The sequence below is a fragment of the Paraburkholderia sp. Ac-20336 genome (assembly GCF_017105025.1).
Taxonomy (GTDB): Bacteria; Pseudomonadota; Gammaproteobacteria; order Burkholderiales; family Burkholderiaceae; genus Paraburkholderia.
The window spans coordinates 1-26513 of sequence record NZ_JAAGPS010000107.1 but is presented as its reverse complement, the minus strand read 5'-3'; the positions used below and the strand labels follow the sequence as shown (position 1 = coordinate 26513).

Sequence of the window (26513 nt, the reverse complement as noted above, 5' to 3'; positions counted from 1 at the left end):
GCCGCATGCGCCCTTCGGCCGCTGCGATCGCCGTCGATTTCGGCCAGCAATTCGAGGTTGGTCGGCAGATCTTCGCCGCCCGTCCAGTGGGTCACGAGGTCGCCCGAGAAGAGCACCACGAAGTCGCGCTGCTGCACCACGGCGGTCGAGCCGCGCTTGAAATAGAACACGTAATCCCAGCGATCCGCGTGGAACATGTCGGTCAGGAGCGGCGTGCCGAGCAACTGGCGCACCTGGGCGCGCGTCATGCCGGCCTTCATCTGCTCGGCCATTTCGTGCGAGACGAAATTACCTTGCACCACCGTAATCCGATACGGCGTGATGCTCTGGGCGATGCGCTGGGTCACGCTGTCGTAGGTGGAACATCCGGCAAGAACCGCGACAGTCGCAACAGCGATCAAGGTACCCCGCATGCGGCTCCCCCGGTAGATCAATTGAGATTTTGAAATCATTTCACTCACCGTGCGGGCCCGCTTGCGAGCCGCGCTTCATTCCATCGAAGATGACCAGAACGGCAAAAACACATTACTATGAGAGCCCAGCATTGTACTCTAGGGATCCCTTGTCATGACCAATCCAACCGATCTCAAGAATATCGGGCTCAAGGCGACCCTTCCGCGCCTCAAAATCCTTGAGATTTTCCAGCACAGTCCGGTGCGTCACCTGACCGCCGAAGACGTGTACCGCAACCTCCTGCACGAGGAACTCGATATCGGTCTCGCGACCGTGTATCGCGTGCTGACGCAATTCGAGCAGGCCGGCCTGCTTTCGCGCAGCAATTTCGAATCGGGCAAGGCGGTGTTCGAACTGAACGAAGGGTCGCACCACGATCACCTCGTGTGTCTCGATTGCGGCCTCGTCGAAGAATTTTTCGACCCGGAAATCGAAAGCCGTCAGCAGTCCATCGCGAGGGAACGCGGCTTCAAGCTGCAGGAACACGCACTGGCGCTGTATGGGGCGTGTACGAAGGAGAACTGCCCGCATCGCAAGCATTGATGCGTCGCCGGCCACATGGCGGTAAGTGGCTGGGCAGATCGAAAAAAGACCCGGCAGATGCGAATCTGCCGGGTCTTTTTTCATGCGGCGCGCGGTCTTGCGGCTGCGGCTGCGGCTGCGGCTGCGGCTGCGGCTGCGGCTGCTATTCGACCGTCATTCGGCCACCAGTTCGAGGTTCGTTTCGAACGTGAGCCGCCACGGTTCGGCGAGCTGCAATTCATCGCAATTCGGCTGCTCGCCGCCACGGTCGACCACGACGAAATCGCTGACTTCGTCGAGCGCGAGCAGCGGGTGGTGCCAAACCCCCTTCGCGTAATTGACGCCCTGCCAGGCATCGGTCCAGAACGCGCGCAGGCGCGCCGGATCGAATTCGCCCGCCGGCGCGACCACCACCAGATAGCGGCACGCGCGCAAGGGAATGAAAGCCTGGCTGCCGAGCGGATGCCGCTCCATCATCGTGACGTCGACGGGCAGCGCGCGCGGCTGCGCGCGAAACAGGTTGACGAGCGGCCGGCCGCCCTGCTCCGTCACGTCGACGCGCGCGAGGTCGTGATAGCGCTCGGTCGTGCCGCCGTTGATCGAAAAATGACGCGCGCCGTCGAGTTCGATCACGTCGCCGAACGGGGCGAAGGCCGCGCGCGTCAGGCGCTCCATCTGCAAGGTCTTCATGCGTGCCGCTCCATTCCGTTACGTTAAGTTAAGCGATCTCGCCCCACAGACGCAGGCGCGACACGCCGCCGTCCGGGAAGATGTTGAAGCGCACGTGCGTGACGGGACCGAGCGCGGCGAGCCCGTCCGCGAACGTATGCACGTGATCCATCTGCAGTTTCTGCTCGCCGAGCAGCACCGGCCAGAACATCGCCTGCGTGACGAGCGAATCGTCGGTGCCGCCCGTCACCGAGGCGGCCTGCAGCGAGCAGCGGTCCGGGAAATTGCCCTTGAAGTGCGCGGTGTCCACTTCGATCTTGCGGATCACACCGGGCCGCGCGAGCGCGACGATCGCCCAGTCGTTGCCCGGCTCGCGGCGGCGCCGCGTTTCCCAGCCGTCGCCCATGTTGACGCCGCGGCCCGGCATCAGCATCTGCGAGGCGGGCCCGAAATGCTGGTTGTTCGCAGCGACGAGATACGCGCCGTTTTCGATCGCGGCGAGATCGAGCAGCGTGCCGCACTCGACGCGCGTCCAGTCGCGCTGCGGCTGGCCGTACACGCGCAGACGCGCAAGCCCGCCGTCCGGATACAGGTTCACGCGCAGATGCGTGAATGCGCGCGCGTCGCTCACCTCGACGTAGTGATGCTGGTTGCCCTGTAGCGTCGTCGCGGGCACGAGCGTTTGCCAGTCGGCGTTATCGGGCGGCAGGTCGCCTTCGGCGTAGCACGCGTCGATCGACGCGGCCGGCGGGAAATTGCCGGTGAAGTGGCTCGTATCGAGATCGACGCCATGCACGACGCCGGCCCGCGCGAGGCGGATCACGCAGTAGTCGTGGCCGGTCGTGCGCTTGCGGCGCGTTTCCCAGCCGTCCATCCACTTGCCGTGGTCGTCGTATTTTCCGGGGATGAACACCGCCGGCTGCGGGTCGAGCATGCGCTCTTTCGGCGCGAAGAATTCGTCGCTGGCGAGCAGCGCCTTGGCGCCGAGGCGCGGATCGGCGAGGTTCATGTAGCGGCGCGTGAAGGCGGGAGCATTCGGGTCGAGGATCGGAGTCGCCATGATGTCGGTCGGATAACGGAAAGTTCGGTGAAAATGCGGGGGAAAGCCCGGTAACAACCGGCGGATTGCCTGCATCCGCCGGCGCGTGAAATCAGGGAAGTTGCGCAGGCGATAGCAGCGGCTCGTTCGATTGCGCGAGTCGCGCCGCGTCGCGTCGTCGGAAGCACGCGCCTCAAACGGCCGGTGCGTGTTCGGCCGCACCGGGCTCGGCGAGCCCGTCGTCGACGGCCGGCACGTAGCGCAGCGCCGCGTCGCGGTTCAGCACGCGATGCGCGCGCGCCTTGTCGATATCGTTTTCCCACACGGCGACCACCACCGTCGCGACGCAGTTGCCGATCAGGTTAGTGAGCGCGCGGGCGATGCCGACGAACCAGTCGACCGGCAGGATCAGCACGAGGCCGAGCACGGGAATCGCCGGAATCGCGGAGAGCGTCGCGGCGAGAATCACGATCGCCGAGCCCGGAATGCCATGCGCGCCCTTCGAGGTCACGAGCGACACCAGCACGACGACGATCAGGTCGTGGATCGACAGCGGCGTGTTGGTGGCCTGCGCGATGAAGATGACCGCGAGCGTCAGATAGATCGAGAAGCCGTCGAGATTGAACGAGTAGCCGGTCGGAATCACGAGGCCGACCGTCGAATCCTTGACGCCCATCCATTCGAGCTTGCGCATGATCTGCGGCAGCACGGCATCCGAGGACGCGGTGCCGAGCACGATCGACAGTTCCTCGCGCAGGTAGCCGATCAGCTTGAAGATGTTGAAGCCCGCGAGCCGCATCACGGCACCGAGCACGACCACGACGAACACGGCGCAGCTCGCGTAGAACACCAGCACGAGCATGCCGAGCTGCTTGAGCGACGCCACGCCGTAGGTGCCGGTCGTGAACGCGATCGCGCCGAGCACGCCGAGCGGCGCGAGCTTGATGATGAAGCCCATCACGCGGAAGAATACCTGCGAGAGTTCGTCGATCAGCCCGCTCACGCGTTGCGCGCGCTTGCCGAGCAGCGACAGCGCCGAGCCGAACAGCACCGAGAACACGAGAATCTGCAGGATGTCGCCGGTCGCGAACGCGTTGAAGGCCGTCTCGGGGATGATCTTCAGCAGGAAGCCCGCGGTGTCCTTCAGGCTCTTCGCATGCTCGGTGTAGGTCGCGAGCGAGGCCGCATCGAGCGCATTGAGGTTCACGTTCATGCCGGCGCCGGGACGCGTCGCATAGGCGAGCAGCGCGCCGATCACGAGCGCGATCGTCGTCATCGCTTCGAAGTAGACCACCGCCTTCAGGCCGACGCGCCCGACCTTGCGCAGGTCGCCCGCGTGCGCCATGCCGCTCACGACGACGCAGAACACGATCGGCCCGATCACCATCTTGATGAGCTTGAGGAAGCCGTCGCCGAGCGGGCGCAACGACTGGGCAAACTGCGGATAAAGCGCGCCGAGCACGACGCCCGCCACGAGCGCGATGACGACGCGGCCAAACAGCGAATTGAAGAATTTCAGCACGGCTTCCTCCTGATAACGGTGTCTCGGTGGCATCTGTTCAGACTGGTCCGACCAGTACTGTTATGGCGAATAGTAGGAAGCCGATATACTCACGTCAAGGATTGATCGAACAGTGTTTACCCGTTGTTTCTCAAGCGGTTTAGGGGCGGATTGCGGAACGCCGCCGTGGCATGCAACGCCCGCCCTGATCGCGTACTAGAATACCGGTCAGACCGCGCCATCGAGTGAGCCATCATGAAAAACGTCCCGCACACCGTCACCGACGCCGCCATCGCGACCATTCGCGAGCGAATCGAAGGGGGCGTCTATCCAGTGGGCAGTCTGCTGCCGGCGCAGCGCCAGCTTTCCGATGAACTGTCGATCAGCCGCGCATCGCTGCGCGAAGCGCTCTCGACACTCGAAGCGCTCGGGCTGCTCGTGATCCGCCCCGGCAAGGGCGTGTACGTCGAAAGCACCGAGGCGAAAGCGGCGCAATCGTGGCGCTTCGCCGAGCAGTCGTCGCTGCCGGACACCTATCAGATGCGCTACGCGCTCGAAGGCTTCGTCGCGCGCATGGCGGTGCTCGCGGTCAGCGACAGCGACCTCGCCTGGCTCGAAGAAAACGTCGCGGCAATGCAAACCGCGCTCGCCTGCGAGGAACTCGACGAGGCCGCGCGCCTCGACTACGAGTTCCATATGCGGATCGTCAGCATTGCCGGCAATGCGGCGATCGAATCGATCCTGCGCAGCAGCGCGGAGATCATGAAGGAAAGCCAGCGCATGCCGTTCTATCGGCGCGAGCTCGTGCTGTCCACGTACACCGAGCACCGCGCGATTCTCGACGCTCTGCAGGCGCGCGATTCGCTGCGCGCCGGCAAGGCCATCGAAACGCATATTGCGAACGCCGCGCAACGCGCGGGCGTCTATTTCCCGACCCCGTCATCGGCGTAAAAACCGCGGACGAAAAAAAGCCGCTCCAAGGAGCGGCTTTTGCATACAGCGTCAGTGACGACACCGCTTGCTGCTTACTTAGCCCTTACTTCGCGTTCGCGAGCGCCACCGCCGTGTCCAGCATGCGGTTCGAGAAGCCCCACTCGTTGTCGTACCAGCTCGACACCTTCACGAGACGGCCCGACACCTTGGTCAGCGTCGCGTCGAACGTCGACGAAGCCGGGTTGTGGTTGAAGTCGACCGACACGAGCGGCGCGTCGTTGTAGCCGAGGATGCCCTTCAGCGCGCCTTGCGACGCTTCCTTCATGATCGCGTTGACTTCCTCGACCGTCGTGTCGCGCGCGGCGATGAACGACAGGTCGACGACCGACACGTTGATCGTCGGGACGCGGATCGCGTAGCCGTCGAGCTTGCCGTTCAGTTCCGGCAGCACGAGGCCGACCGCCGACGCAGCGCCGGTCTTGGTCGGGATCTGGCTATGCGTGGCCGAACGCGCGCGGCGCAGGTCTTCGTGATAGACGTCGGTCAGCACCTGGTCGTTCGTGTACGCGTGGATCGTCGTCATCAGGCCGTTCACGAGGCCGATCTTGTCGTTCAGCGGCTTGACCAGCGGCGCGAGGCAGTTGGTCGTGCACGAGGCGTTCGAAATGACCGTGTCCGATGCCTTCAGCACGTTGTGGTTCACGCCGTAGACGACCGTCGCGTCCACGTCCTTGCCGCCCGGCGCCGAGATGATGACCTTCTTCGCGCCGCCCTTGATGTGCGCGCTGGCCTTTTCCTTGGTCGTGAAAAAGCCCGTGCACTCCATCACGACGTCGACGCCGAGTTCGCCCCACGGCAGTTCGGCCGGGTTGCGGTTCGCCAGCACGCGGATCTTGTCGCCGTTCACGACGAGGTAGTCGCCGTCCACCGACACTTCGCCCGGGAACTTGCCGTGCGCGGTGTCGTACTGCGTCAGGTGGGCGTTGGTCTTCGCATCGCCCAGATCGTTGATGGCGACGATTTCGAGATCGTGCTTCTTGCCGTTTTCGTAGAAGGCGCGCAGGGTGTTGCGGCCGATCCGGCCGTAGCCGTTGATTGCGACGCGAATCGTCATGATTTATCTCCTGATGGCTAAAAAAATCCGTTTATGTTCGCCTGATCGGGCGTGCAGTTCGGTGCGTTGCCGCGCAGCCGCATGGGGCGCGGCGGCAACGCCTGTACCGAGCCTGCGCCGGATCAGCCGAGCGCGGCCTTAGCCGTCGCCACCACGTGCTCGACGGTGAAGCCGAAATGCTTGAACAGCACGCCAGCCGGGGCCGATTCGCCGAACGTGTCGATGCCGACCACGCCGCCTTCGAGACCCACGTACTTGCGCCAGAAATCCGACACGCCCGCTTCGATCGCGACGCGGCGCACGCCGTGCGGCAGCACGCGTTCGCGGTACTCGGCATCCTGCCGGTCGAACACGGTCGTCGACGGCATCGACACGACACGTGCCGCGATGCCTTCGCGCGCGAGCGGCTCGACGGCCTTCAGCGCGAGTTCGACTTCCGAGCCCGTGGCGATCAGGATGATCTTGCGCGCGACGATTTCCTCTTGCCAGTCGCGCAGCACGTAGCCGCCCTTGTCGATGTTGGCGATCTGCGCGTCGGTGCGCTCCGAGAACGGCAGGTTCTGACGGCTGAAGATCAGGCACGACGGGCCTTCCTGCTCGACCGCGTGAGTCCACGCCACCGCGGTTTCGACCGTGTCGGCCGGACGCCACGTGTGCAGGTTCGGGATCATGCGCAGGCTCGCGACGTGCTCGATCGACTGATGGGTCGGGCCGTCTTCGCCGAGACCGATCGAGTCGTGCGTGAACACGAAGATCGACGGTGCTTTCATCAGCGCGGCGACGCGCAGCGCGTTGCGGCTGTAGTCCGAGAACGTCAGGAACGTGCCGCCGAACGCCTTGAAGCCGCCATGCAGCGCGACGCCGTTGATTGCGGCGCTCATGCCGAATTCGCGCACGCCGTAGTTCACGTAGTTGCCGGCGGCCCGGCCTTCGGCATTCACGCGCACCGGCTTGGCGGCCTTCCAGTTGGTCAGGTTCGAGCCGGTCAGGTCGGCGGAACCGCCGAGCAGTTCGGGCAGCACGACCGACAGGCCTTCGATCGCCTGTTGCGAGGCCTTGCGCGTCGCCACGGTTTCCGCGCGTTCGTTGGCGCCGGCGATGATCGCCTGGGCCTTCTCCTTCCAGTCGGCCGGCAGTTGCTTCGCGCTGCGGCGCTTGAACTCGGCCGCCTCCGCCGGGTACTTCGCCGCGTAGGCCGCGAACGCCTTGTCCCAGTCGGATTCGAAGCGCGCGCCCGCTTCCTTCGCATCCCATGCCGCATAGACTTCCTGCGGAATCACGAACGGCTCCCACTTCCAGCCGATCGCCTCGCGCGTCGCCGCGATTTCCTTGTCGCCGAGCGGCGCGCCGTGCGAGTCGTGCGAGCCGGCCTTGGTCGGCGCGCCTTCGCCGATCACGGTCTTGCAGCAGATCAGCGTCGGCTTGTCCGACTGTTTGGCCTGTTTGATCGCCGCGTCCACCGCGTCGACGTCGTGGCCGACCACGTTCGGGATCACGTTCCAGCCGTAGGCTTCGAAGCGCTTGGGCGTGTCGTCGTGGAACCAGTGCACCACTTCGCCGTCGATCGAGATGCCGTTATCGTCGTAGAACGCGATCAGCTTGTTCAGCTTCAGCACGCCCGCGAGCGAGCAGGCTTCGTGCGAGATGCCTTCCATCAGGCAGCCGTCGCCGACGAACACGTAGGTGTGGTGATCGACGATCTTCGCGTCGGGCTTGTTGAATTCGGTAGCGAGCAGCGACTCGGCGAGCGCCATGCCGACCGCGTTCGCGAGACCCTGGCCGAGCGGGCCGGTGGTCGTCTCGACGCCCGGCGTGATGCCGTATTCCGGGTGGCCCGGCGTCTTGGAATGAAGCTGGCGGAAGTTCTTCAGCTCTTCCATCGGCAGATCGTAGCCGGTCAGATGCAGCAGCGAGTACAGCAGCATCGAGCCATGACCATTCGACAGGACGAAGCGGTCGCGATCAGCCCATTGCGGGTTCGTCGGGTTATGGCGCAGATGACGCGACCACAGGGCGACGCCGATTTCGGCCATGCCCATCGGCATGCCGGGGTGGCCAGAGTTCGCCTTTTGAACGGCGTCCATGGACAACGCACGGATTGCGTTTGCCATCAGGGAAGTGGGTGCGGGAGACGGGGTCGTCATGTCGAGTCCGGAGACAGAGTCAGAAAGCGGAGCGCGCTTGAGGCCCGGAAGCTCGGCGGCCGGTTCGCTACGGCGCACGATGCGGCGCCAGGAGACGCGAAACGGGCAGAGCAAACGGACAAGGCTGAAAGCGTCACATTCTAACAGAAGGTTAACCCGCCCCCCGACGCGAAAGCCCGCGAGCCGCGCGCTCCGATGCACGCGCCACGGGCACGAGCCGAAGGCGCCCTTTACAATTTCATCGTCCACCCCGCCACGTCCGAACCCGAGCCCGTCCGCCGTGAATCCGCCCCTGCTGTTCCAGCCGAGTCCCGACGCCGTCTACGGCTTTGCGAACGCGCGCCTGATCGAGCGCGTCGCGTCTCCTTATCAGACGATCGAGATCTGGGACACGCCGCAGTTGGGACGCCTCTTCACGCTCGACGGCCGGCCGATGACGTCCGCCGCCGACGAATTCATCTACCACGAATGCATGGTGCACCCGGCCGCGCTCGCGCATCCCGACCCGCGCGCGGCGCTGGTGCTCGGCGGCGGCGACGGCGGCGCCGCGCGGCAGTTGCTCAGGCATCCGGGCATCGAGCGGATCGTCGTGGCCGAACTCGATGCCGAGGTCGTGCGCCTCACGCTCGAGCATTTGCCGGACGTGCACGGCGGAGCGTTCGACGATCCGCGCGTCGAACTCGTGATCGGCGACGCCGCGCAGTACGTGGCTGCGGCCATGTCCACGGCTGAGGGCACGCGTTTCGATCTCGTCGTGTTCGACCTGACGCCGCCCGACTCCCCCGCCGCCGGTCTCTACACACCCGCCTTCTACGCGCAACTCAAGCGCGTGATGAGCGCGGACGCCGCGCTGTCGCTGCATCTCGGCTCGCCGTATTTCCACGCGCCGCGCATTGCCGGCCTGCTCGGCGATCTGCGCGGCGCCTTCGCGACCGTGCGCACGATGAGCACCTTCGTGCCGCTCTACGGCTCGCTATGGATGATGGCCGTCGCGAGCGGCACGCTCGACCCGGCCGCCCTCACCGCCGGCACGCTCGCCGACCGCCTCGCCGCGCGCCGGATCGATGCGCTCAGGCACTACGATCCGGCTTTGCATGCGGGGCTATTCTCGGCAGCGCGATCGGTGCGCGATAAACTAGGTTGTGTCTTATAGCCATCAGATTGAAGCGTGGGCACAATGCGACGGTTCGGCTGGACCGCGATGCCGGTGCGCAATATACGCAGCATGTGTGCAGTACGCGTATCGATACGCCCATGTTGACGTCGATCCGCAGCATGCGCCCCGCGAAACCCGAGATCCGGAGAATTCGATGACCGCCCCCCGCCCCGCCGGCGTGCCCTGGCTCACCCCCTATCTGACGGTGCGCGATGCGCACGCGTCGACCGCGTTCTATTCCGCCGCGTTCGGCTTCGAGGTCCGCGATAGTGTCCAGGACGACGGCATGGTCATGCATGTCGAGATGACCTATCAAGGCCAGCTGATTGTAATGTTCGCGCCGGAAGGGGCATTCGGCTCGGTCGCAAAAACGCCGCGAAGCGCGGGCGCCATCGCCCCGCAATCGTTTTATGTCTATGTCGAGGACGTCGACGCGGTTTATGCGCGGGCACTCGCGGCCGGCGCAAAATCGCTGAGCGAGCCGCAGGATCAGTTCTGGGGCGACCGCTTCGCCCAGGTCGAAGATCCGGACGGCTACCGTTGGGCGCTCGCCCGCCACCTTTCCTGAATCGATGAGTATTTTTTTGATGCCCCGCTTTTTCGTCGGTATTCCCCTGCATCCTGACGACATCCTCCAGCTTCCCGACGATGTCGTGCGCCACGTGCTCGTGCTGCGTCTGCAGCCGGGCGACTCGATCGTGCTGTTCAACGGCGAAGGCGGCGAATACAGCGCCGAACTGGTCGAAGTCGAACGCCGCTCGGCTCGCGTGAAAATTCGCGAATTCCGCGCAATCGAAACCGAAACGCCGTATCACCTGACGCTCGCCCAAGGCATTGCGAGCGGCGACAAGATGGACTGGCTGCTCGAAAAGGCCGTCGAACTCGGCGTGTCGAGCTTCGTGCCGCTGACCACCACGCGCAGCGTCGTGCGTCTGAGCGGCGACCGCGCGCAGCGGCGGCATCAGCACTGGGAAGGCATCGTGCGCGCCTCGTGCGAGCAGTGCGGGCGCAACCGGCTGCCGGAAGTCGGGCGCGTGCGCGAAATCGCCACCTGGCTCGCCACGCTGCCGCGCGAGCCCGAAGAGGGCGAATTGCGCATCCTGTTGTCGCCGCGCGCGAGCATCAACTTTTCCGCCTTGCCCATGGCAACGCCCAAAGGCCGCGTGACCGTGCTGGTCGGCCCCGAAGGCGGTTTTTCCGCGGCGGAGGAAGCCGCGGCGACCGCTCACGGCTTCAGCGCGGTCGGGCTCGGGCCGCGCGTGCTGCGCACCGAGACCGCGGGCATGGCCGTTCTATCGGCGCTGGCCGCCCGCTGGGGCGGCTGGTAAGGCACTGCACCGCGCCTCGCGCGTTTTTCCGCGTCACGAACCGGCGCGAAGCGGCACGACCCCACGCGAGCCGACATGCATGCCCCAAAAGCAAAGGCCCGCCAACTGGCGGGCCTTTGTCGTACTTCAACCGCGAAACTGCTTCCAAATGCAAGCGGACGTCGGGCAAATCACGCAAACGAGTAAAACACCCGGAACGCCACCTTGCGCTCGGCCCAGAATTCGGACGCTTCGCGGAACACGTCGAGCAGCGTTTCGCGCCCTTCCTTGTCGAATTTCTGCGCGACCGGCAACTGTTCGAGCACGATCACGAAGCCGGGCTGCGCGCCGGCCTTTTGCACGAGGTCGGTCAGGCAATCGTAGAGCGCGTCGTAGTTCTTGCCGAAGTGCTTGGGAAACAGGAAAGAGGTCGCGATGGTTTCGAGCACTTCCTGTTTCGATGCCGCGTTCGCGCAATACGCATAGAGGAAATGCTGGCCCAGCTGGGTGGCCTCGTCGGCGAGATCCTGCACGCGGAACGCGCGGATCGACTGCACGATGTTCGGTCTCACGGTCTGGAAAAGACTCATGGGCTCCTCGTTCGATGAAACCGTCGCGCCAGCTTCGCTCTGGTCGTCGCGGCCCTCGCCGGCGCGCATCTTCATGACGCGTTGGAACAAATTGCCGTCGCCGGCCGCGAAAAGATCCGTCGCGACTCCGGAGTCGTGCGCGTAGATGTTGTCGCTCATGCCGTTCTTCCCGATGTCATTCAACAATACGATTAAAACTGGTGTAGTGGTCGTCCGAGTAATAACAATTGTCGGTTCGCCGTGGCGGACCTCCGCAGACGATGCGGCGCGCCCCGCGGTTACGCGCGCGAGGCGTGGGAACGGTGTATTCGTGGTAATAGCCGCGCCGATGGGCCGGCAGCACCCGCTCGTAGTTGCCGAATACGATGCCGTCCTTCTCATACGGGTAAGGCCCGCCGGCGGCAATCAGGTTCAACGTATTGACCGCCTCACGCGGCAATTGCGCCAGCGCGATGGTGCCGACTTCCACGCTCGCCGCGGCTGGCGCCGAATAATCGCGCGCCCATGCATGAGGCACGCAACCCGGCCACGCGCAGAGCGCGGCGGCACCGATCAGCACGCCTTTTATCCACAACCGGTTGCGTGCCATCTATCAGGCTTCCCCGCTGTCAGATCACGATTTTGACGACCATGAAAGTCGTAAGGGTATCGCTAATAGCCTTTGGAATCAACGTTCGACGGGCAAACCCGGCCCCTGCGGCCGCGCGGGAAACCCGGCGGCGCGGGCCTTGACAACATTTGACAAAATATTGAGCTTAGTCAGGCTAAACTTAGCCTGATCGTGCAAATGAGGAAAACGCGGACGACCCGGCAGGCCATCCGTCTACGTTCTCAGCACGATTGAAGAGCCTTGGAATTGGCACGGCCGGAAGGCTGTGTCATATCTTTTTCGGGGTGGCTATCCCCTGCTTGCCCTGAGGCGTGCCCATTGCGGGCACGCCTTTTTTTTCATGGCGCACAGGTGGCGCCATGTCCCGCCGAAGCGGGAATCAGCGGGTTGCGATGACGTCGGCGACCAGCAGCGCCGTCATGTTGACGATCCGGCGCACCGTTGCCGACGGCGTCAGCACGTGCACCGGCTGGGCCGCGCCGAGCAGCATCGGGCCGATCGCGATGTTGTTGCCGGCCGCCGTCTTCAGCAGGTTGTACGAGATGTTGGCCGCGTCGATGTTCGGCAGCACCAGCAGGTTTGCGTCGCCTTCGAGCGTCGAATCGGGCAGCACTTCGCGGCGCAGGTTCGCGTCGAGCGCGACATCACCATGCATTTCGCCGTCAACTTGCAGCTCTGGCGCGCGTTCGCGCAGGATGTCGAGCGTATCGCGCATCTTCTGCGCGGTCGGCGCGTTGCTCGAACCGAAGTTCGAATGCGACACGAGCGCGACCTTCGGCTCGATGCCGAAGCGGCGCACTTCCTCGGCGGCCATGATCGTGATCTCGGCCAGCTCGGCCGGCGTCGGATCGACGTTCACGTGCGTATCGACGAGGAAAATCTGCCGGTTCGGCAGCACCAGCGCGTTCATGGCCGCGTAGACCTTGGCGCCCGGCTTCTTGCCGATCACCTGGTCGATGAAGTGCAGGTGGCGGTGCGTCGTGCTGACCGTGCCGCAGATCATGCCGTCCGCCTCGCCCTTCTTCACCATCATCGCGCCGATCAGCGTGGTGCGGCGGCGCATTTCGAGCTTGGCCATCTGCGCCGTGATGCCCTTGCGCGACATCATCTTCGCGTATTCCTGCCAGAAGTCGCGGTAACGTTCGTCATGATCGGTGTTGACGACCGTGTAGTCCTGCCCCGCGACAAGGCGCAGGCCATAGCGTGCGATACGCTGCTCGATCACGGCCGGACGGCCGATCAGGATCGGTTTGGCGAGCTTTTCGTCGACGATGATCTGCATTGCGCGCAGTACGCGCTCTTCTTCGCCTTCCGCGAACACAATGCGCTTCTTTTCCGGCTCGACGCCACGCGCGAGCTGGAAGATCGGCTTCATCGTCGTGCCGCTGTGGTAGACGAACTGCTGCAGATGCTGCTGGTACGCCTCCATGTCCTCGATCGGACGCTCGGCGACGCCGCACTCCATCGCGGCCTTCGCCACCGCCGGCGCGACCTTGACGATCAGGCGCGGATCGAACGGCTTCGGAATCAGGTATTCCGGCCCGAACGACAGATCCTCGATGCCGTACGCGGTCGCCACGATGTCGCTCTGCTCCTGGCGCGCCAGTTCGGCGATCGCGTTGACCGCGGCGATTTCCATTTCCCGCGTCACCGTCGTCGCGCCCGCGTCGAGCGCGCCGCGGAACAGGAACGGGAACACCAGCACGTTGTTCACCTGGTTCGGGTAGTCGGTACGGCCCGTGCACAGCACGGCGTCCGGGCGCACTTCGAGCGCCAGTTCCGGCAGGATTTCCGGCGTCGGGTTCGCGAGCGCGAGAATCAGCGGCTTGTCGGCCATCTTCTTGACCATGTCCTGCTTGAGCACGCCGCCGGCCGACAGACCGAGGAAAATGTCCGCGCCGTCGATCACTTCGGCGAGCGAACGGGCGTCGGTTTCACGCGCGAAACGCTCCTTGTCCGGGTCCATCAGCTCGGTGCGGCCCTTGTAGACCACGCCCGCGAGGTCGGTCACGGTGATGTTTTCGAGCGGCAGGCCGAGGTCGACGAGCAGGTCCAGACAGGCGAGTGCCGCAGCACCCGCGCCGGAAGCGACCAGCTTGACCTGCTTGATGTCCTTGCCGACCACCTTCAGACCGTTGGTGACGGCCGCCGCGACGACGATCGCGGTACCGTGCTGGTCGTCGTGGAAGACCGGAATCTTCATGCGCTTGCGGCATTCGCGCTCGACGATGAAGCAGTCCGGCGCCTTGATGTCTTCGAGGTTGATGCCGCCGAACGTCGGTTCGAGCGCGGCGATCACGTCGACGAGCTTGTGCGGATCGTTCTCGTTGATTTCGATATCGAACACGTCGATGCCGGCGAACTTCTTGAACAGGACGGCCTTGCCTTCCATGACCGGCTTCGAGGCGAGCGGCCCGATGTTGCCGAGACCCAGCACCGCGGTGCCGTTCGTGACGACGCCGACCAGGTTGCTGCGCGCGGTGAAGCGCGCGGCGTTCAGCGGGCTTTCGACGATTTCCTCGCACGCAAACGCGACGCCCGGCGAATACGCCAGCGCGAGATCGCGCTGGTTGAGCATCTGCTTGGTCGGGGCGATCGCGATCTTCCCGGGAGTCGGAAACTCGTGGTAATCGAGAGCGGCTTCGCGGAGTTTGGTATTGACGGGATTCGACATAAGGCGGGCTTCGAAGAAGTGCAGATTAGAATAGACGTTCGACGGCATTGTAGCCCCAATTGCCTACGGCATTCCTTCAATGCGGGCACGACAGCCGCGACCGAAACGGCGTGAAAGGCCGGTGCGGCCTGCCTTGTCTGTCTGATGAAAGAGGTGAGCGGAACGCCGGAGGCCAGCCACGCGCCGACGTGCAGTGATACGAAACGGAAGCCGCAAACAGCACTCACGCCGGGCGCACCGCGCATGCGGCACGACTAAAATAGACCACCCAAAACCGCCAACCAACCGCCTTTCAGCAGCGTTCTTCTTCCATCTTCCGCCATCATGCTTTCCGAGTTCTCGCTGATCGACCGTTTCTTCGCCCGCCGCGCTGCCAACCTGCGCTCGTCCAAGGTCACGGGCAGCGCGCTTGGCATCGGCGACGATTGCGCGCTGCTCGCGCCGCGTCCCGGCGAGATGCTGGCGATTTCGACGGACATGCTGGTCGAAGGCCGCCATTTCTTCGCCGATGTCGACCCCGAGGCACTCGGTCACAAGGCGCTGGCGGTCAACCTGTCGGATCTCGCCGCGATGGGGGCGCAGCCGCAGGCGTTCACACTCGCGTTCTCTCTGCCGAAAGCCGACGAACCGTGGCTCGCCGCATTCAGCAACGGGCTTTTCGCACTTGCAGAGCGTCACGATTGCGAACTGATCGGCGGCGATACGACGGGCGGGCCGCTCAATCTGTGCCTCACCGTATTCGGCAGCGTGCCGCCGCACGCCGCGCTGCGCCGCGACGCCGCCCGGCCCGGCGACGACATCTGGATTTCCGGCACGCTCGGCGACGCCCGTGCCGGACTCGGCGTGCAGCGCGGCGAGTGGACGGCCCATGCCAGCGACGCCGCGACATTTCGCCACGCCCTCGAGCGCCCCGAGCCGCGCGTCGCGCTCGGCCTCGCACTGCGCGGCATCGCGCATGCGGCGCTGGATCTGTCGGACGGCCTCGCGGGCGATCTCATGCACATTCTCGAACGCTCGTCGATGCGCGCGAGCGTCGACGTCGACGCGGTGCCGCGCTCCGACGCGCTGCGCCGTCTCGCTCCCGAGATCCAGCGGCGCTGCACGCTCGCGGGCGGCGACGACTACGAGCTCTGCTTCACCGCGCCCGCCACCGCGCGCGCGGCGGTCGAAGCCGCCGCGCAGAAGGCCGCCGTGCCGGTCACCCGCATCGGTACAATAAGCGCTCTCGACGCAACCACCGACCGCCCGGCCATCGCGTGGCGCAATGCGGCCGGCGCGCCGCTCACTCTGACGTTGCAAGGTTTCGATCACTTTCATGCAGAATGACCACCCGCTCGGCCCCGCCGACGACCTCTCCGGCAGCCCGCAGCCGTGGGCGCCGGAACCGCGCACGCCGAGGCCGCAACCGCGCCGCGCCACCGCGCGCTTCATGCTGTCGCATCCGCTGCATATCCTGTCGCTCGGTTTCGGCAGCGGCCTCTCGCCGGTCGCGCCGGGCACGGTCGGCACGCTGTTCGCGTGGGCCTCGTTCGTCGTCCTGAGCCGCTATCTGACCGTCATCGAATGGGGCGTGCTGATCGTCGCGGGCTTCGTCGGCGGCATCGCGGTGTGCGGCTTTACGGCGAGGCGGCTCGGCGTCGAAGACCCGTCGGCCATCGTATGGGACGAAATCGTCGCGTTCTGGCTCGTGCTGCTGATGGTCACGCCGGCCACCGTGACCGGCCAGGTGTGGGCATTCGTCATCTTCCGTTTCTTCGACATGGTGAAGCCGCCGCCCATCGGCTATTTCGACCGCCGTCTGAAAGGTGGCTTTGGCATCATGTTCGACGACCTGATCGCCGCATTTTTTACGTTGCTCGTGATCGCGCTGTGGCGCATGTCGGTTTGAACTTCGGTCCGACCGCCGCCCGGCCATCGCCCCTTGCCGCGCCTCACCGCCGGCGCCGTTTTCCGGATTGACGCCATGCCTACCGATTCCGTCGTTCATCAGCTTGCGATCCGCGTGAGCAATCGTCTACGCGACGAGCGCCTGATGCTCGTCACCGCCGAATCCTGCACCGGCGGCATGGTCGCGACCGCGATTACCGACATTTCCGGCAGCAGCGGCTGGTTCGAGCGCGGCTTCGTCACCTATTCGAACCAGGCGAAAAGCGAAATGATCGGCGTGCCGGCCGAACTGATCGACAAGCACGGCGCGGTCAGCGAACCGGTCGCGCGCGCGATGGCCGAGGGCGCGCTGCGCAACAGCCGCGCACAGGTGTCTCTGTCGATTACCGGCGTCGCGGGGCCCGGCGGCGGCACCGAGACCAAGCCGGTCGGCATGGTCTCGTTCGGCTGGAGCAACCGGCTGCATACCTCGGTCGAAACGAAAATTTTCAAGGGCGATCGCGAGCAGGTTCGCGTGCAGGCCGCGGCCCACGCGTTGCGCGGCGTGCTCGCGCTGCTCGACGAGCGCGAGCACTGAGCCTCGCGCCAACGGCGAACTGACGGGCGAGATATGAGCAATTCGCGGGCGGTGACGAACGAACTGATCCGCCGCTTCGATCTGAAGCCGCATCCTGAAGGCGGATTTTTCTCGGAAACCTACCGCTCGGCCGCTCGCGTGTTGCGCGACGGCGAGCCGGCCGAGCGAGGCGGCACGCGCTCGGCCTCGACCGCGATCTACTACCTGCTGTGCGACGGCGCGCATTCGGCGTGGCACCGCATCCGCTCCGACGAAATCTGGCATTTCTACGCCGGCGCGCCGCTGAACGTCCACGTGCTCGACGGCCACGGCGGGCTCGTCACGCATCGGCTCGGCAATCCGCTCACGCATCCCGGCACCGTGTTTCAGGCAGTGGTGCCGGCCGGCTTGTGGTTCGCGGCCGAGTGCGCCGACCCGGCGACGTTCGCGCTCGCCGGCTGCACGGTCGCGCCGGGCTTCGAATTCAGCGAGTTCGAACTCGCGGACGCCGAGGCACTGAAGGCGCGGCATCCGCAACATGCGGCATTGATCGGGCGGCTCGCGCCGGCGGCCTGACGGTTTTTCAGGAAGCAGCCCTTGCGGCTTCCGGCCTATACATCTGGGTCGCCCTTCTGGCCCAAGATTGTGGGCCGCGCTTCTGGCCCACGCTTCCGTCCCTCGCGCCCAGCCCAAACTGCCCCTCGCGCCTTAGCGGAACGCGTTGATCCGGTCGCGCGTTGTCTTCGCGGCCTGCGCCGCAGCCTCGCCGAAGTCCTCGCCCTTACCCGCGTAGATGATCGCGCGCGACGAATTGATGAGCATCCCCGTGCCGTTCGCGGTCCGCCCGGCAGTGACGGTCGCCTGCACGTCGCCGCCCTGCGCGCCGATGCCCGGAATCAGCAGCGGCATCTCGCCGACAATCCCGCGCACCACCTCGATTTCCTTCGGGAACGTCGCGCCGACCACGAGCGCGAGCTGGCCGCTCGCATTCCACTTGTCCGCCGCCAGGTGCGCGACGACCTGATACAGCGGACGGCCGCCCGTTTCGAGGAATTGCAGATCGGAGCCGCCCGCGTTCGAGGTCCGGCACAGCACGATCACGCCCTTGCCCTCGTGTTCGAGATACGGCTCGAGCGAATCGAAACCCATGTACGGATTGACCGTCACCGCGTCGGCCCGGTAGCGCTCGAACGCCTCGCGCGCGTATTGCTCGGCGGTGCTGCCGATGTCGCCGCGCTTCGCGTCGAGAATCACCGGCAAGCCCGGATGATTCGCGTGGATATGGGCGATCAGCTGTTCGAGCTGGTCTTCCGCGCGATGCGCGGCGAAGTAGGCGATCTGCGGCTTGAACGACGACGCGTACGGCGCGGTCGCATCGACGATCGTGCGGCAGAACTCGAAGATCGCATCGGACCGGCCCGCGAGCGCGCCTGGAAATTTGCCGGGCTCGGGATCGAGGCCGACGCACAGCAGCGAGTTGGTGCGCCGCCAGGCGTCGTTGAGTGTCTGGATGAAATGGGACATGGTGGGTCTCGCGGCGAGCCGGTAATCGGAAGAGGCGCGTATTTTACCTGCGGATTGTGTGACGCCCGCGATAGCGCCCGTGCCCGGTCGCGGCGTAACCGCCGCCTCTTATTGCCGACGCCGCGCCCGGCGCCCGCCCGGCATCGAACGCAAGCCCGTGCGCTCGACCGTAAAGCGAAACAGGCGCGTCAGGCGCTCGCCGCGCTTGAGCAGCGTCATGCCGTGTTCGCTCGCGCCGCCGGCGAGATTCATCGCGTTGATCGGGTGATCGACCGGCTCGAAGCAGAAGAAGTCTTCACCGGACGGCGTGTACAGCACGTAGTAGTCGGTGTCGGCGGCGATGTTCAGCGACAGCCGGCGCTTCGGCCACACCACGGCCGCCTGGCCGCTCCAGCCCGTGAACGCGTGATTGACGATCGTCTCCGGCAGCGGATATGCAACGCCGAACTGCCACGCGGGCGGCGCCGGCACGTGCCGCACCGGCAGCCAGTCGTCGCCCGACAGCCACAGGCCGCCGGCCGCCGCCGACAGTTCGGTGTCCGCGTCGCGCACGAAGAATGGATGCACGCCGAGCCCGAACGGCAGCGTCTCGCGCCCGGCGTTTTCGATTTCGAGTTCGACGACGAGCGTCGGGCCGTCGAGCGTATAGGTTTGCGTCGCGCGGAACGCATAGGGCTTGCCGTCACTGCGGTCGAGCGCGAGACGCACGTGTTCGCGGTCCGCGTCGAGCACCTGCCAGGCACAGAGCCAGCCGTCGCCGTGAATCGGCAGCGGCTCGTCGGCGCGGTTGCGCGGCACGTCGACGCGCCGCCCCGCCACGCTGAAATGGCCGCCGCCGATCCGGTTCGAGTACGGCAGCAGCGGATAGCAGGCCAGCTGGTTCGGCTGCGTGTCGGCGCCGACATGCCGGCAACGGCGGAAGATCGGCGTGAGCGCGCCGTCGTCGCGCCAGTCGAAGCGGGTCACGCCGCCGCCGAGCGTCGGCGCAACGTCGAGCCGCAAATGCGCGTTGGCGAGCGTGACGCAGGCGATATCGCCGGCGCTGCCTTCGCCGACCGCCACCGCCGACGTGCTCGGCCCCGCCAGCACGGGATTGGCCGCCGCGGCGAGGCGCGAGCGCCGGGTCTGCGAGGTAGGGGATGAGGCTGAAACGAGATTCGCAACAGTCATATCTGGCTCCATCGAGAGGCGTGGGACATTGCCGTCAGGGCTGACGGATGCTGCGGGCGATTTTTTATGACTGGGTCGCCTCGGGTCCGAACGAACTACATGCTGCCGATTTGTTGCTGCTTGCTGCTTTATTGCTGCTTCATTGCCGATTTATTGCCGCTACTGCCTGTTCTGATTCCAACCGCGGTTCGCCACGGCAGCGCGGGCAGGCTCGCTACGTTCCGAACTACGCACCGAACCCGCGCACCGCACCGGCACCGCGACGCCGACTTCCGCTGCGACTCCGCCTTCACGGGCACGGCCCCGGCGCGCGGCCGGCACCGCATCGTTGCACGCTATGCCGGCGAACCCTGAAACAGTGGCTCGGGCACGCCGAGCCGCGCCAGCGTCGCGACGAATACGCCGCCCGCGAACGCATCGGCCGCGCGCGCCGCCGCATCGAGCTCGGCATACGCACTCGTGATGTACAGCGTGTCGAGCGCGGCCTGACCGCCTGCCTGACCCAACGCCGAACCGCCGAGCGCGACGCAGGTGGGCTGCGTGGCCGGCACCTCGACGCGCTCGGTTTCCACGCCGTCGGGACCATAGCGCACCACGCGCGCGCCGCCCCACTGCGCGTTCCACAAGCCGCCCTCGCTATCCACGCTCGAACCGTCGGGCAAGCCGTGCGCGTCGGTCAGGCGCGTGAACACGCGATCGTTGGCGATGCTGCCGTCCGCGAGATAGTCGCACGCGCGAATCTCACGCGTCGGCGAATCGCAGTAATACATCGTCGCGCCGTCGGGGCTGAACGCGATGCTGTTCGAGATCGCCGGCGCGGGCAACGGCAGGCGTTCGAGCGACAGATCGCGATTGAGCCGGTAAAAGCCGGCCACTCGCTGCAGCGTGCCGCTCTCGTCCTTGGTGCCGAACACGAAGCGTCCTTGCCGGTCGCAGCGGCCATCGTTCAGGCGCGTGTTCAGGTCCGCTTCGACATCGACGATACGCTGCGTCGTGCCGCTTTCCAGATCGAAAAACGCGAGATGCGACGCGAGACCGACCAGCACGTAGCGCGGATTCGCGCACAGCGCGAACGTCGCGAGTCGCTCGGGCATCCCGAACGACTCGCTGCGGCCGGTGGCCGGATCGTAGCGCCACAGTTGCGCGCCTTCGATGTCGGTCCAGTAGAGGCGGCCGCTTTGCGCGCACCAGGTGGCGCCTTCGCCCAGCTCGCACTTCGCGTCGAGCAGCAGCGTGGCGCGTTGCACATCCGGTGCGGCGCTCATGCCCAGCCTCCATCGACGACGACGTCCTGCGCGGTCATCATGCGGCTGTCGTCGGCGGCGAGAAACAGCGCCATGCGCGCGAGGTCGGCCGGCATCAGCTCGGCGTCGAGGCACTGGCCTTCCTTGATCTGCCGGCGGCCCTCGTCGTCGAGCCAGAGGCGCTTCTGCCGGTCCGTCATCACCCAGCCCGGCACCAGCGTATTGACGCGGATATTGAAGTGGCCGAGGTCGCGCGCGAGGCCGCGCGTCAAACCCTGCACCGCCGACTTCGACATCACGTACACCGGATAGCCGCCGTTCTTCAGCATCCAGCTGATCGAGCCGAGGTTGATGATCGAGCCGCTCCGCGCGGCCTTCATGTCCTCCATCACGGCCTGCGCCGCGAAGAACTGATGGCGGATATTCACGGCGATGCCCGCGTCGAACGACTCGCGCGTCACCTCGCCGATCTGGTGACGCCGGTCGTTCGCCGCGTTGTTGACGAGCACCTGGATCGGGCCCAAAACGGCCTTCACGTCGGCGATCGCTTTTTGCAGCGCGTCGACATCGGTCAGGTCGCAGGCGAGAAACAGCGGCTTGTGCTGCGAATCGCCGAGCCGATCGGCAAGCGCTTCGCCCGCGCCCGCATCGATATCGAAGAATGCGACGCGCGCGCCCTGCGCCGCGAAGTGCTCGACGAACGATGCGCCAATGCCGGTCGCGCCGCCCGTAATCAATACCGTGCGATCGGCGAGACTCGGATAGCGCGCGTAGGCGGTATCCGCGAGGCTCGCGTTTGCATTGGCCGGAGACGACATCGTTCGGTTCCTTTATGAGCGTGAGATGAGGTGAAAGCGAATCAGTCGCGCGCGCCGCGATTCTTCAACTGGTCGAGCAGCACGGCCGCGAGCAGGATCGCGCCGCGCACGAGGTACTGATAGAACGCGTCGATATTGAGCAGGTTCATCACGTTCTCGACCGTGCCCATGATGAGCACGCCGATCACGACACCGGAGATCGTCGCGCGGCCGCCGAGCAGCGACACGCCGCCGAGCACGCACGCCGAGATCACGTTCAGCTCGAAGCCTTCGGCCGCGTTCGGCTGCCCCGAGGTGATGCGCGACGCGAGGATCACGCCGGCCAGCGCGGTCACCGCGCCCTGGATCAGGAAGATGTAGACGCGCGTGCGCTCGACGTTGATACCGGCGAGCCGCGACGCTTCCGGATTGCCGCCGATCGCGAGCGTGTTGCGGCCGTACACGGTCTGGTTCAGCATCACGCCGAACACGATGAAGCAGAGCAGCGTGACCCAGATCGGCAGCGACACGCCGAAGAACGTCAAACCGCCCAACGCGATGAACGTATCCGACGACACCCCGACCGCCTGGCCATGCGAGACGATGAAGCCGAGGCCGCGCACGATTTCCATCGTCGCGAGCGTCGTGATCAGCGCGTTGATGCGCAGATAGGCGATCACCGCGCCGTTGACGAAGCCGATCACCGCGCCGGCCGCGACCGCCGCGACGATCGCGATAAACGTGCTGTTGGTCGCGTTGAGCACCATCGCGCACAACACGCCGGCGAACGCGACGGTCGAGCCGACCGACAGGTCGAAGTCGCGCGACGCGAGACAGAACATCATCGTGCAGGCGACCATGCCGATCTGCGAGATCGACAGCGCGAGGCCGAGCATGTTCTCGATCGAGAAGAAGTGATCGACGGTCAGCGACATCGTGATGAACATCACGACGAAGATCACGATCAGGCTGTACTCGGTGATCTGCTGCCACCACTTCGCCTTGTCGCCGGGCTGTGGAATCAGCGCATCGGCCGCGCTCTTGGCGGCCTGCTGCGCGAGGTTTTCTCTGGCTTGCATGTTCGATACTCCTCCCGTTCCTCACGGGTTGTGGACTTGCGTCCAGATAAGGTTCAGGCCGCGCGCGACCCGCCCTGGTTGGCGGCGCTTGCGTTTGCGTTCGTGCTCGCGTTCGCGTTTATGTCATCAGGCAGCGCGGTCGAGCTTTGCGGCAGCGCGAGGCTCAGCACCGACTGCTCGGTCGCATCCTTGCGCGCAAGCTCGCCGGAAATGCGGCCCTGGCGCATCACGACGATCCGGTCCGAGACGCCGAGCACTTCCGGCAATTCCGACGAAATCATCACGATCGCGCAGCCGCGCTCCGCGAGCTGATAGATCACGTTGTAGATTTCGTGCTTCGCGCCGACGTCGATGCCGCGCGTCGGTTCGTCGAGAATCACGACCTTCAGATCGGGTTCGGCGAGCCAGCGCGACAGAATCGCCTTCTGCTGGTTGCCGCCCGACAGGAAACGGATCTTCTGGCGGCGGCTCGGCGTCTTGATCTTGAGCAGCTTGATGAAACGGTCCACGGTTTCCGCTTCCTTCTTGCGGTCGAGAAACATGCCCGCGCGCAGATAGTGGCGGCGGCAACTGATGTTGATGTTCTCCGCGACCGTCGCCATCGCGACGATGCCCTCTTCCTTGCGGTCTTCCGGACACAGCACGATGCCGTGCCGGATCGCTTCGCCTGCGCTGCGCACCTTGATCGGCTTGCCGTCGAGCAGCAGTTCGCCGCCCTTCCTGTGCTCGGCGCCGTACACGAGGTGCATGAGTTCGCTGCGGCCCGCGCCCACGAGTCCGAAGAAGCCGACGATCTCGCCGCGCCGCACCTCGAAGCTGGCCGGCTGCGCGAGCGGATGGCCTTCGATCGCCTTCGCCGCGAAGCGCACCTCGCCGAGCGGCCGCGCCGAATAGCTGTAGATATCCGAAATTTCCCGCCCGACCATCTCGCTCACGATCGTGTCGCGCGACACGCCTTCGAGCGTCGGATGCGAGGCGACCTTGCGGCCGTCGCGGAAGATCGTGCAGGCGTCGCACAGCTCGTAGATCTCGTCCATGCGGTGCGAGATGTAGATCATCGCGCGGTTGTCGGCGCGCAGATCGCGCACAAGCTTGAACAGCACTTCGGTCTCGCGATGCGAGAGCGAGCTGGTCGGCTCGTCGAGCGCGATCACGCGCGCGTTGCGCAGCAGCGCCTTGCAGATTTCGACCATCTGCCGCTGCGCGATCGACAGCTTGCGCAGCTTCGCATTCGGGTCGAGTGCGACGCCCATCGCTTCGAGGCGTTCGCGCACGAAGCGCTTCGCCTCGCGCTTGTTGACCCAGCCGAGCGAGTTCGGCAGCGCGCCGAGCAGCAGATTTTCCGCGACCGTGAGGTCGGGGACGTATTGCAGTTCCTGGTGAATCACCGCGATGCCGGCGCCGATCGAGGCCGCCGCGCTCGCGAAGCGCACCTCGTTGCCGTCGATCATCACGCGGCCCGAATCGGGCTGGTACTCGCCACCGAGTATCTTCAGCAGCGTCGATTTGCCCGCGCCGTTTTCGCCCATCAGGCCATGAACCTGGCCCGCGTGAACGTCGAAGGACACACCGTCGAGCGCGCGCACGCCTGGAAAAACCTTGCCGATATTGTCAAAACGTAGCGTCGCTGACACTTCGCCTCCTATGTCCTGCCGCCGGCACGCCGCCCTGCCCGATGGCAGGAAAAGCGGCGCGCCGGCGGCGTACTTCATCTCACCGCAAGCACCACGCTTACTTCGCCGCGAGGCCCATCTTCTCGCGCACTTCGCCGACGTTGTCGCGCGTCGCCAGCATGCCGGTCGTCAGCGTGAGCTTCGGCGGTTCCTTGCCCTGCGTGATCCAGTCGTACATCAGCGTCGAGGTTTCTTCGCCGTGGCGCTTCGGGCTGATGATGACCGTGCCGTAGAAGCCCGTCGGCTGCGGCTTCTTGAACTCGTTCAACGCCGAGTCCGAGCCGCCGATGCCGATGCCGATCATGTTGTCGGCCTTGAAGCCGCGGCCTTCCGCGGCGCGCACCGCGCCCAGCACGCCTTCGTCGTTCAGCGCATAAGCGACCCAGTGCTTGAACTGCGGGTTTTTCGTGAGCGCGATGTTGGCGGCGTTGAAGGCGTTTTCGGTGTCGGTCTTCGCCTGCGGCGCGGCGATCACGTTCGCTTTCGGGAAGCCCGCGGCGACCAGCGCGTCGGTCGCGCCGGTGGTGCGGTCATGTGCGGTCGGCAGCTGCTCGTAGGTCACGTCGATCGCGCCGACGTCCTTCATGTCCCAGCCGCGCTTCTTGATTTCGGCGGCGATGCCGTCGCCGACCTGCTTGCCGATGTTGTACGCCGAGATGCCCATATGCGGCACCGACTCGATCGGCTTGCCCGCGCCGTCGACGAGACGGTCGTCGACCGTCATCATCTTCAGGCCGTCGGCCTTCGCCTTCGCGACGATGCCCGGCCCGAGCTTGACGTCGGGCGTGCAGATCACGAAGCCCTGCGCCTTCTGCGCGGCGAGGTTGTCGATCGCGCTCATCACCTTCTCGCCCGACGGCGCGCCGATCTTCACGAGCGTGAAGCCCTTCTCCTTGGCGGCGATCTCGGCGAACTTCCATTCGTCCTGGAACCAGGGCTCTTCGGGCTGCTTCACGAGGAAGCCGATCTTGACCTGATCAGCGGCCTGCACGACCGGTGCGTTGAAGAGCACACCCGCCGCCGCTGCCAGCGTGAGGAAAATTCTACGTTTCATGATGCGTGTCTCCTGACTAATTGATAACGAGAAGGTAATCGGCCGCGTCTTCTTGTACCGGTCTGACACACGCGGCCAGCGCGTCGTCCGGGTTCGGTCCGTCCCGTTGCGGCGAGACGGTTTCAGTCGTGATACAGCGCGGAGCGCCCGCCATCGACGGTGATGCAGCTCGCGTTGATGAACGGTGCCTCGTCCGAGGCGAGGAACACCGCGGTCATCGCCACTTCTTCCGGGCGGCCGATGCGCTTCATCGGCTGCAGGTCGAGCGTCGCCTGTTTCGCCGCCGCCGGATCGGGCTGCCCGTTCCACCAGTCGTGCGTCAATTGCGTCTCGATGTAGCCGGGCGCGATCGCGTTCACGCGCACGTTGCGCGGTGCGTACTCGATGCCGAGCGCGCGCGTAAGGCCGATCACGCCGTGCTTCGCGACCGGGTACGGAAAGCAGCCCGGAATGATCTTGAACGCGTGCGTCGAGGCGATATTTACGATGCTGCCCGCGCCGCGCTCGACCATGCCCGGCAGCACCGCGCGGCAGCCGTTCCAGACGCCGTCGAGATCGACCGCGAAGCAGCGCCGCCAGTCGGCGTCGGTCATCGTCAGCGGATCGCAGAACACGTTGATGCCCGCGTTGTTGACGAGCACGTCGAGCGCGCCGAAAGCGCGTTCGCCAACGCTCACCGCATGCTGCACCGAGGCCGCCTGCGTCACGTCGGTCTGCACCGCGAGCACGCGTGCACCGGCGCCGCTGCCAACCTCGGCGTCGATCCGCGCGGCCGTGCGCTGCGCCGCGTCGAGATCGAGTTCGGCCAGCACGACCA

Annotated in this window: 26 protein-coding genes; 9 read left to right on the top strand and 17 right to left on the bottom strand. The window is 65.6% G+C overall.

The window, feature by feature from the left end:
• Positions 1-413: outer membrane protein assembly factor BamE (gene bamE, locus GXB81_RS23955; RefSeq protein WP_205990509.1), on the bottom strand; the 413-nt coding region annotated here is incomplete at its 3' end.
• Positions 414-567: 154 nt separating this feature from the next.
• Between bamE and fur the strand changes: the two genes are divergently transcribed.
• Positions 568-996, top strand: coding sequence for a ferric iron uptake transcriptional regulator (fur, locus tag GXB81_RS23950; protein WP_167048844.1), 429 nt, complete (start codon positions 568-570; stop codon positions 994-996).
• Between the two features lie 153 nt (positions 997-1149).
• On the opposite strand, the gene GXB81_RS23945 is transcribed toward fur, so the two are convergent.
• The 3 genes from GXB81_RS23945 to GXB81_RS23935 all read right to left on the bottom strand — a co-directional run bounded on the left by GXB81_RS23945 (position 1150) and on the right by GXB81_RS23935 (position 4205).
• Positions 1150-1665 carry an ureidoglycolate lyase gene (locus GXB81_RS23945; RefSeq protein ID WP_167048842.1) on the bottom strand — a complete coding sequence of 172 codons (516 nt, stop codon included), beginning with the start codon at positions 1663-1665 and terminating at the stop codon, positions 1150-1152.
• A gap of 28 nt (positions 1666-1693) precedes the next feature.
• Positions 1694-2704, bottom strand: a complete 1011-nt coding sequence (gene alc / locus GXB81_RS23940; RefSeq protein ID WP_205990508.1) for an allantoicase — start codon at positions 2702-2704, stop codon at positions 1694-1696.
• A 172-nt stretch (positions 2705-2876) separates the two neighbouring features.
• A complete protein-coding gene (locus GXB81_RS23935) occupies positions 2877-4205 on the bottom strand; it encodes a C4-dicarboxylate transporter DctA (RefSeq protein ID WP_167048852.1) in 1329 nt (442 codons plus the stop codon).
• Between the two features lie 234 nt (positions 4206-4439).
• On the opposite strand from GXB81_RS23935, the gene GXB81_RS23930 reads away from it, so the two are divergent.
• Entirely contained in the window at positions 4440-5135 is a 696-nt protein-coding gene (locus GXB81_RS23930) for a FadR/GntR family transcriptional regulator (RefSeq protein ID WP_167048838.1), read from the top strand.
• An 85-nt stretch (positions 5136-5220) separates the two neighbouring features.
• On the opposite strand, the gene gap is transcribed toward GXB81_RS23930, so the two are convergent.
• Entirely contained in the window at positions 5221-6231 is a 1011-nt protein-coding gene (gene gap, locus GXB81_RS23925) for a type I glyceraldehyde-3-phosphate dehydrogenase (RefSeq protein ID WP_167048836.1), read from the bottom strand.
• A gap of 122 nt (positions 6232-6353) precedes the next feature.
• Positions 6354-8375 (bottom strand): transketolase, encoded by a 2022-nt coding sequence (gene tkt, locus GXB81_RS23920; RefSeq protein ID WP_205990507.1) that lies wholly within the window; start codon positions 8373-8375, stop codon positions 6354-6356.
• Between the two features lie 280 nt (positions 8376-8655).
• Between tkt and speE the strand changes: the two genes are divergently transcribed.
• The 3 genes from speE (at position 8656) to GXB81_RS23905 (ending at position 10859) form a co-directional block, all read left to right on the top strand.
• Positions 8656-9528, top strand: a complete 873-nt coding sequence (gene speE, locus GXB81_RS23915; protein WP_167048832.1) for a polyamine aminopropyltransferase — start codon at positions 8656-8658, stop codon at positions 9526-9528.
• Positions 9529-9685: 157 nt separating this feature from the next.
• On the top strand, positions 9686-10099 hold the full coding sequence (locus tag GXB81_RS23910; RefSeq protein WP_167048830.1) for a VOC family protein: 414 nt from the start codon (positions 9686-9688) through the stop codon (positions 10097-10099).
• 19 nt (positions 10100-10118) lie between these two features.
• On the top strand, positions 10119-10859 hold the full coding sequence (locus tag GXB81_RS23905; RefSeq protein ID WP_167048828.1) for a 16S rRNA (uracil(1498)-N(3))-methyltransferase: 741 nt from the start codon (positions 10119-10121) through the stop codon (positions 10857-10859).
• Positions 10860-11029: 170 nt separating this feature from the next.
• Here the strand turns inward: GXB81_RS23905 and GXB81_RS23900 are convergent, their stop codons facing one another.
• The 3 genes from GXB81_RS23900 to GXB81_RS23890 all read right to left on the bottom strand — a co-directional run bounded on the left by GXB81_RS23900 (position 11030) and on the right by GXB81_RS23890 (position 14760).
• On the bottom strand, positions 11030-11587 hold the full coding sequence (locus tag GXB81_RS23900; protein ID WP_167048826.1) for a barstar family protein: 558 nt from the start codon (positions 11585-11587) through the stop codon (positions 11030-11032).
• A 16-nt stretch (positions 11588-11603) separates the two neighbouring features.
• Entirely contained in the window at positions 11604-12017 is a 414-nt protein-coding gene (locus GXB81_RS23895) for a ribonuclease (RefSeq protein ID WP_167048825.1), read from the bottom strand.
• Positions 12018-12417: 400 nt separating this feature from the next.
• Positions 12418-14760: an NADP-dependent malic enzyme gene (locus tag GXB81_RS23890; RefSeq protein WP_205990506.1), complete on the bottom strand. Its 2343-nt coding sequence runs from the start codon at positions 14758-14760 to the stop codon at positions 12418-12420.
• 276 nt (positions 14761-15036) lie between these two features.
• Here GXB81_RS23890 and thiL point away from each other — a divergent pair, with 276 nt between their 5' ends.
• The 4 genes from thiL (at position 15037) to GXB81_RS23870 (ending at position 17731) form a co-directional block, all read left to right on the top strand.
• On the top strand, positions 15037-16038 hold the full coding sequence (gene thiL / locus GXB81_RS23885) for a thiamine-phosphate kinase (RefSeq protein WP_205990505.1): 1002 nt from the start codon (positions 15037-15039) through the stop codon (positions 16036-16038).
• Positions 16028-16600, top strand: coding sequence for a phosphatidylglycerophosphatase A (locus tag GXB81_RS23880; protein ID WP_205990504.1), 573 nt, complete (start codon positions 16028-16030; stop codon positions 16598-16600). Before thiL ends, GXB81_RS23880 begins: the two co-directional genes overlap by 11 nt.
• Positions 16601-16675: 75 nt before the next feature.
• Positions 16676-17176, top strand: a complete 501-nt coding sequence (locus tag GXB81_RS23875; protein ID WP_167048819.1) for a CinA family protein — start codon at positions 16676-16678, stop codon at positions 17174-17176.
• A 33-nt stretch (positions 17177-17209) separates the two neighbouring features.
• Positions 17210-17731 (top strand): cupin domain-containing protein, encoded by a 522-nt coding sequence (locus tag GXB81_RS23870; protein WP_167048817.1) that lies wholly within the window; start codon positions 17210-17212, stop codon positions 17729-17731.
• A gap of 132 nt (positions 17732-17863) precedes the next feature.
• On the opposite strand, the gene pyrF is transcribed toward GXB81_RS23870, so the two are convergent.
• The 8 genes from pyrF to GXB81_RS23830 form a co-directional block, all read right to left on the bottom strand.
• Positions 17864-18679: an orotidine-5'-phosphate decarboxylase gene (gene pyrF / locus GXB81_RS23865; protein ID WP_167048815.1), complete on the bottom strand. Its 816-nt coding sequence runs from the start codon at positions 18677-18679 to the stop codon at positions 17864-17866.
• Between the two features lie 108 nt (positions 18680-18787).
• Positions 18788-19849, bottom strand: coding sequence for an aldose 1-epimerase (locus GXB81_RS23860; RefSeq protein ID WP_205990503.1), 1062 nt, complete (start codon positions 19847-19849; stop codon positions 18788-18790).
• Between the two features lie 335 nt (positions 19850-20184).
• Complete coding sequence (locus tag GXB81_RS23855) at positions 20185-21114, bottom strand: SMP-30/gluconolactonase/LRE family protein (RefSeq protein WP_205990502.1); 930 nt, start codon at positions 21112-21114, stop codon at positions 20185-20187.
• The gene (locus GXB81_RS23850) at positions 21111-21911 is read right to left on the bottom strand and encodes an SDR family oxidoreductase (RefSeq protein WP_205990501.1); all 801 of its coding nucleotides are present in this window, start codon (positions 21909-21911) and stop codon (positions 21111-21113) included. The genes GXB81_RS23855 and GXB81_RS23850 overlap by 4 nt, the downstream gene beginning before the upstream one ends.
• Before the next feature lie 41 nt (positions 21912-21952).
• Complete coding sequence (gene araH / locus GXB81_RS23845) at positions 21953-22969, bottom strand: L-arabinose ABC transporter permease AraH (protein WP_167048807.1); 1017 nt, start codon at positions 22967-22969, stop codon at positions 21953-21955.
• A 53-nt stretch (positions 22970-23022) separates the two neighbouring features.
• Positions 23023-24603, bottom strand: a complete 1581-nt coding sequence (gene araG, locus GXB81_RS23840) for an L-arabinose ABC transporter ATP-binding protein AraG (protein WP_205990500.1) — start codon at positions 24601-24603, stop codon at positions 23023-23025.
• A 97-nt stretch (positions 24604-24700) separates the two neighbouring features.
• Positions 24701-25696, bottom strand: coding sequence for an arabinose ABC transporter substrate-binding protein (locus GXB81_RS23835; protein WP_205990499.1), 996 nt, complete (start codon positions 25694-25696; stop codon positions 24701-24703).
• 122 nt (positions 25697-25818) lie between these two features.
• Positions 25819-26513, bottom strand: a 695-nt coding sequence (locus GXB81_RS23830; RefSeq protein WP_205990498.1) for an SDR family oxidoreductase, incomplete at its 5' end; no start/stop codon positions are given.

Bases quoted from the DNA above. Each gene is read 5' to 3' on its own strand.
- GXB81_RS23835 (WP_205990499.1), bottom strand. From the start codon at position 25,696: ATGAAACGTAGAATTTTCCTCACGCTGGCAGCGGCGGCGGGTGTGCTC.
- GXB81_RS23895 (WP_167048825.1), bottom strand. From the start codon at position 12,017: ATGGCACGCAACCGGTTGTGGATAAAAGGCGTGCTGATCGGTGCCGCC.
- tkt (WP_205990507.1), bottom strand. From the start codon at position 8,375: ATGACGACCCCGTCTCCCGCACCCACTTCCCTGATGGCAAACGCAATC.
- GXB81_RS23900 (WP_167048826.1), bottom strand. From the start codon at position 11,587: ATGAGCGACAACATCTACGCGCACGACTCCGGAGTCGCGACGGATCTT.
- GXB81_RS23880 (WP_205990504.1), top strand. From the start codon at position 16,028: ATGCAGAATGACCACCCGCTCGGCCCCGCCGACGACCTCTCCGGCAGC.
- pyrF (WP_167048815.1), bottom strand. From the start codon at position 18,679: ATGTCCCATTTCATCCAGACACTCAACGACGCCTGGCGGCGCACCAAC.
- GXB81_RS23905 (WP_167048828.1), top strand. From the start codon at position 10,119: ATGCCCCGCTTTTTCGTCGGTATTCCCCTGCATCCTGACGACATCCTC.
- GXB81_RS23930 (WP_167048838.1), top strand. From the start codon at position 4,440: ATGAAAAACGTCCCGCACACCGTCACCGACGCCGCCATCGCGACCATT.
- GXB81_RS23945 (WP_167048842.1), bottom strand. From the start codon at position 1,665: ATGAAGACCTTGCAGATGGAGCGCCTGACGCGCGCGGCCTTCGCCCCG.
- GXB81_RS23875 (WP_167048819.1), top strand. From the start codon at position 16,676: ATGCCTACCGATTCCGTCGTTCATCAGCTTGCGATCCGCGTGAGCAAT.
- GXB81_RS23850 (WP_205990501.1), bottom strand. From the start codon at position 21,911: ATGTCGTCTCCGGCCAATGCAAACGCGAGCCTCGCGGATACCGCCTAC.
- thiL (WP_205990505.1), top strand. From the start codon at position 15,037: ATGCTTTCCGAGTTCTCGCTGATCGACCGTTTCTTCGCCCGCCGCGCT.
- GXB81_RS23860 (WP_205990503.1), bottom strand. From the start codon at position 19,849: ATGACTGTTGCGAATCTCGTTTCAGCCTCATCCCCTACCTCGCAGACC.
- GXB81_RS23870 (WP_167048817.1), top strand. From the start codon at position 17,210: ATGAGCAATTCGCGGGCGGTGACGAACGAACTGATCCGCCGCTTCGAT.
- alc (WP_205990508.1), bottom strand. From the start codon at position 2,704: ATGGCGACTCCGATCCTCGACCCGAATGCTCCCGCCTTCACGCGCCGC.
- araH (WP_167048807.1), bottom strand. From the start codon at position 22,969: ATGCAAGCCAGAGAAAACCTCGCGCAGCAGGCCGCCAAGAGCGCGGCC.
- GXB81_RS23855 (WP_205990502.1), bottom strand. From the start codon at position 21,114: ATGAGCGCCGCACCGGATGTGCAACGCGCCACGCTGCTGCTCGACGCG.
- fur (WP_167048844.1), top strand. From the start codon at position 568: ATGACCAATCCAACCGATCTCAAGAATATCGGGCTCAAGGCGACCCTT.
- GXB81_RS23890 (WP_205990506.1), bottom strand. From the start codon at position 14,760: ATGCCGTCGAACGTCTATTCTAATCTGCACTTCTTCGAAGCCCGCCTT.
- GXB81_RS23910 (WP_167048830.1), top strand. From the start codon at position 9,686: ATGACCGCCCCCCGCCCCGCCGGCGTGCCCTGGCTCACCCCCTATCTG.
- gap (WP_167048836.1), bottom strand. From the start codon at position 6,231: ATGACGATTCGCGTCGCAATCAACGGCTACGGCCGGATCGGCCGCAAC.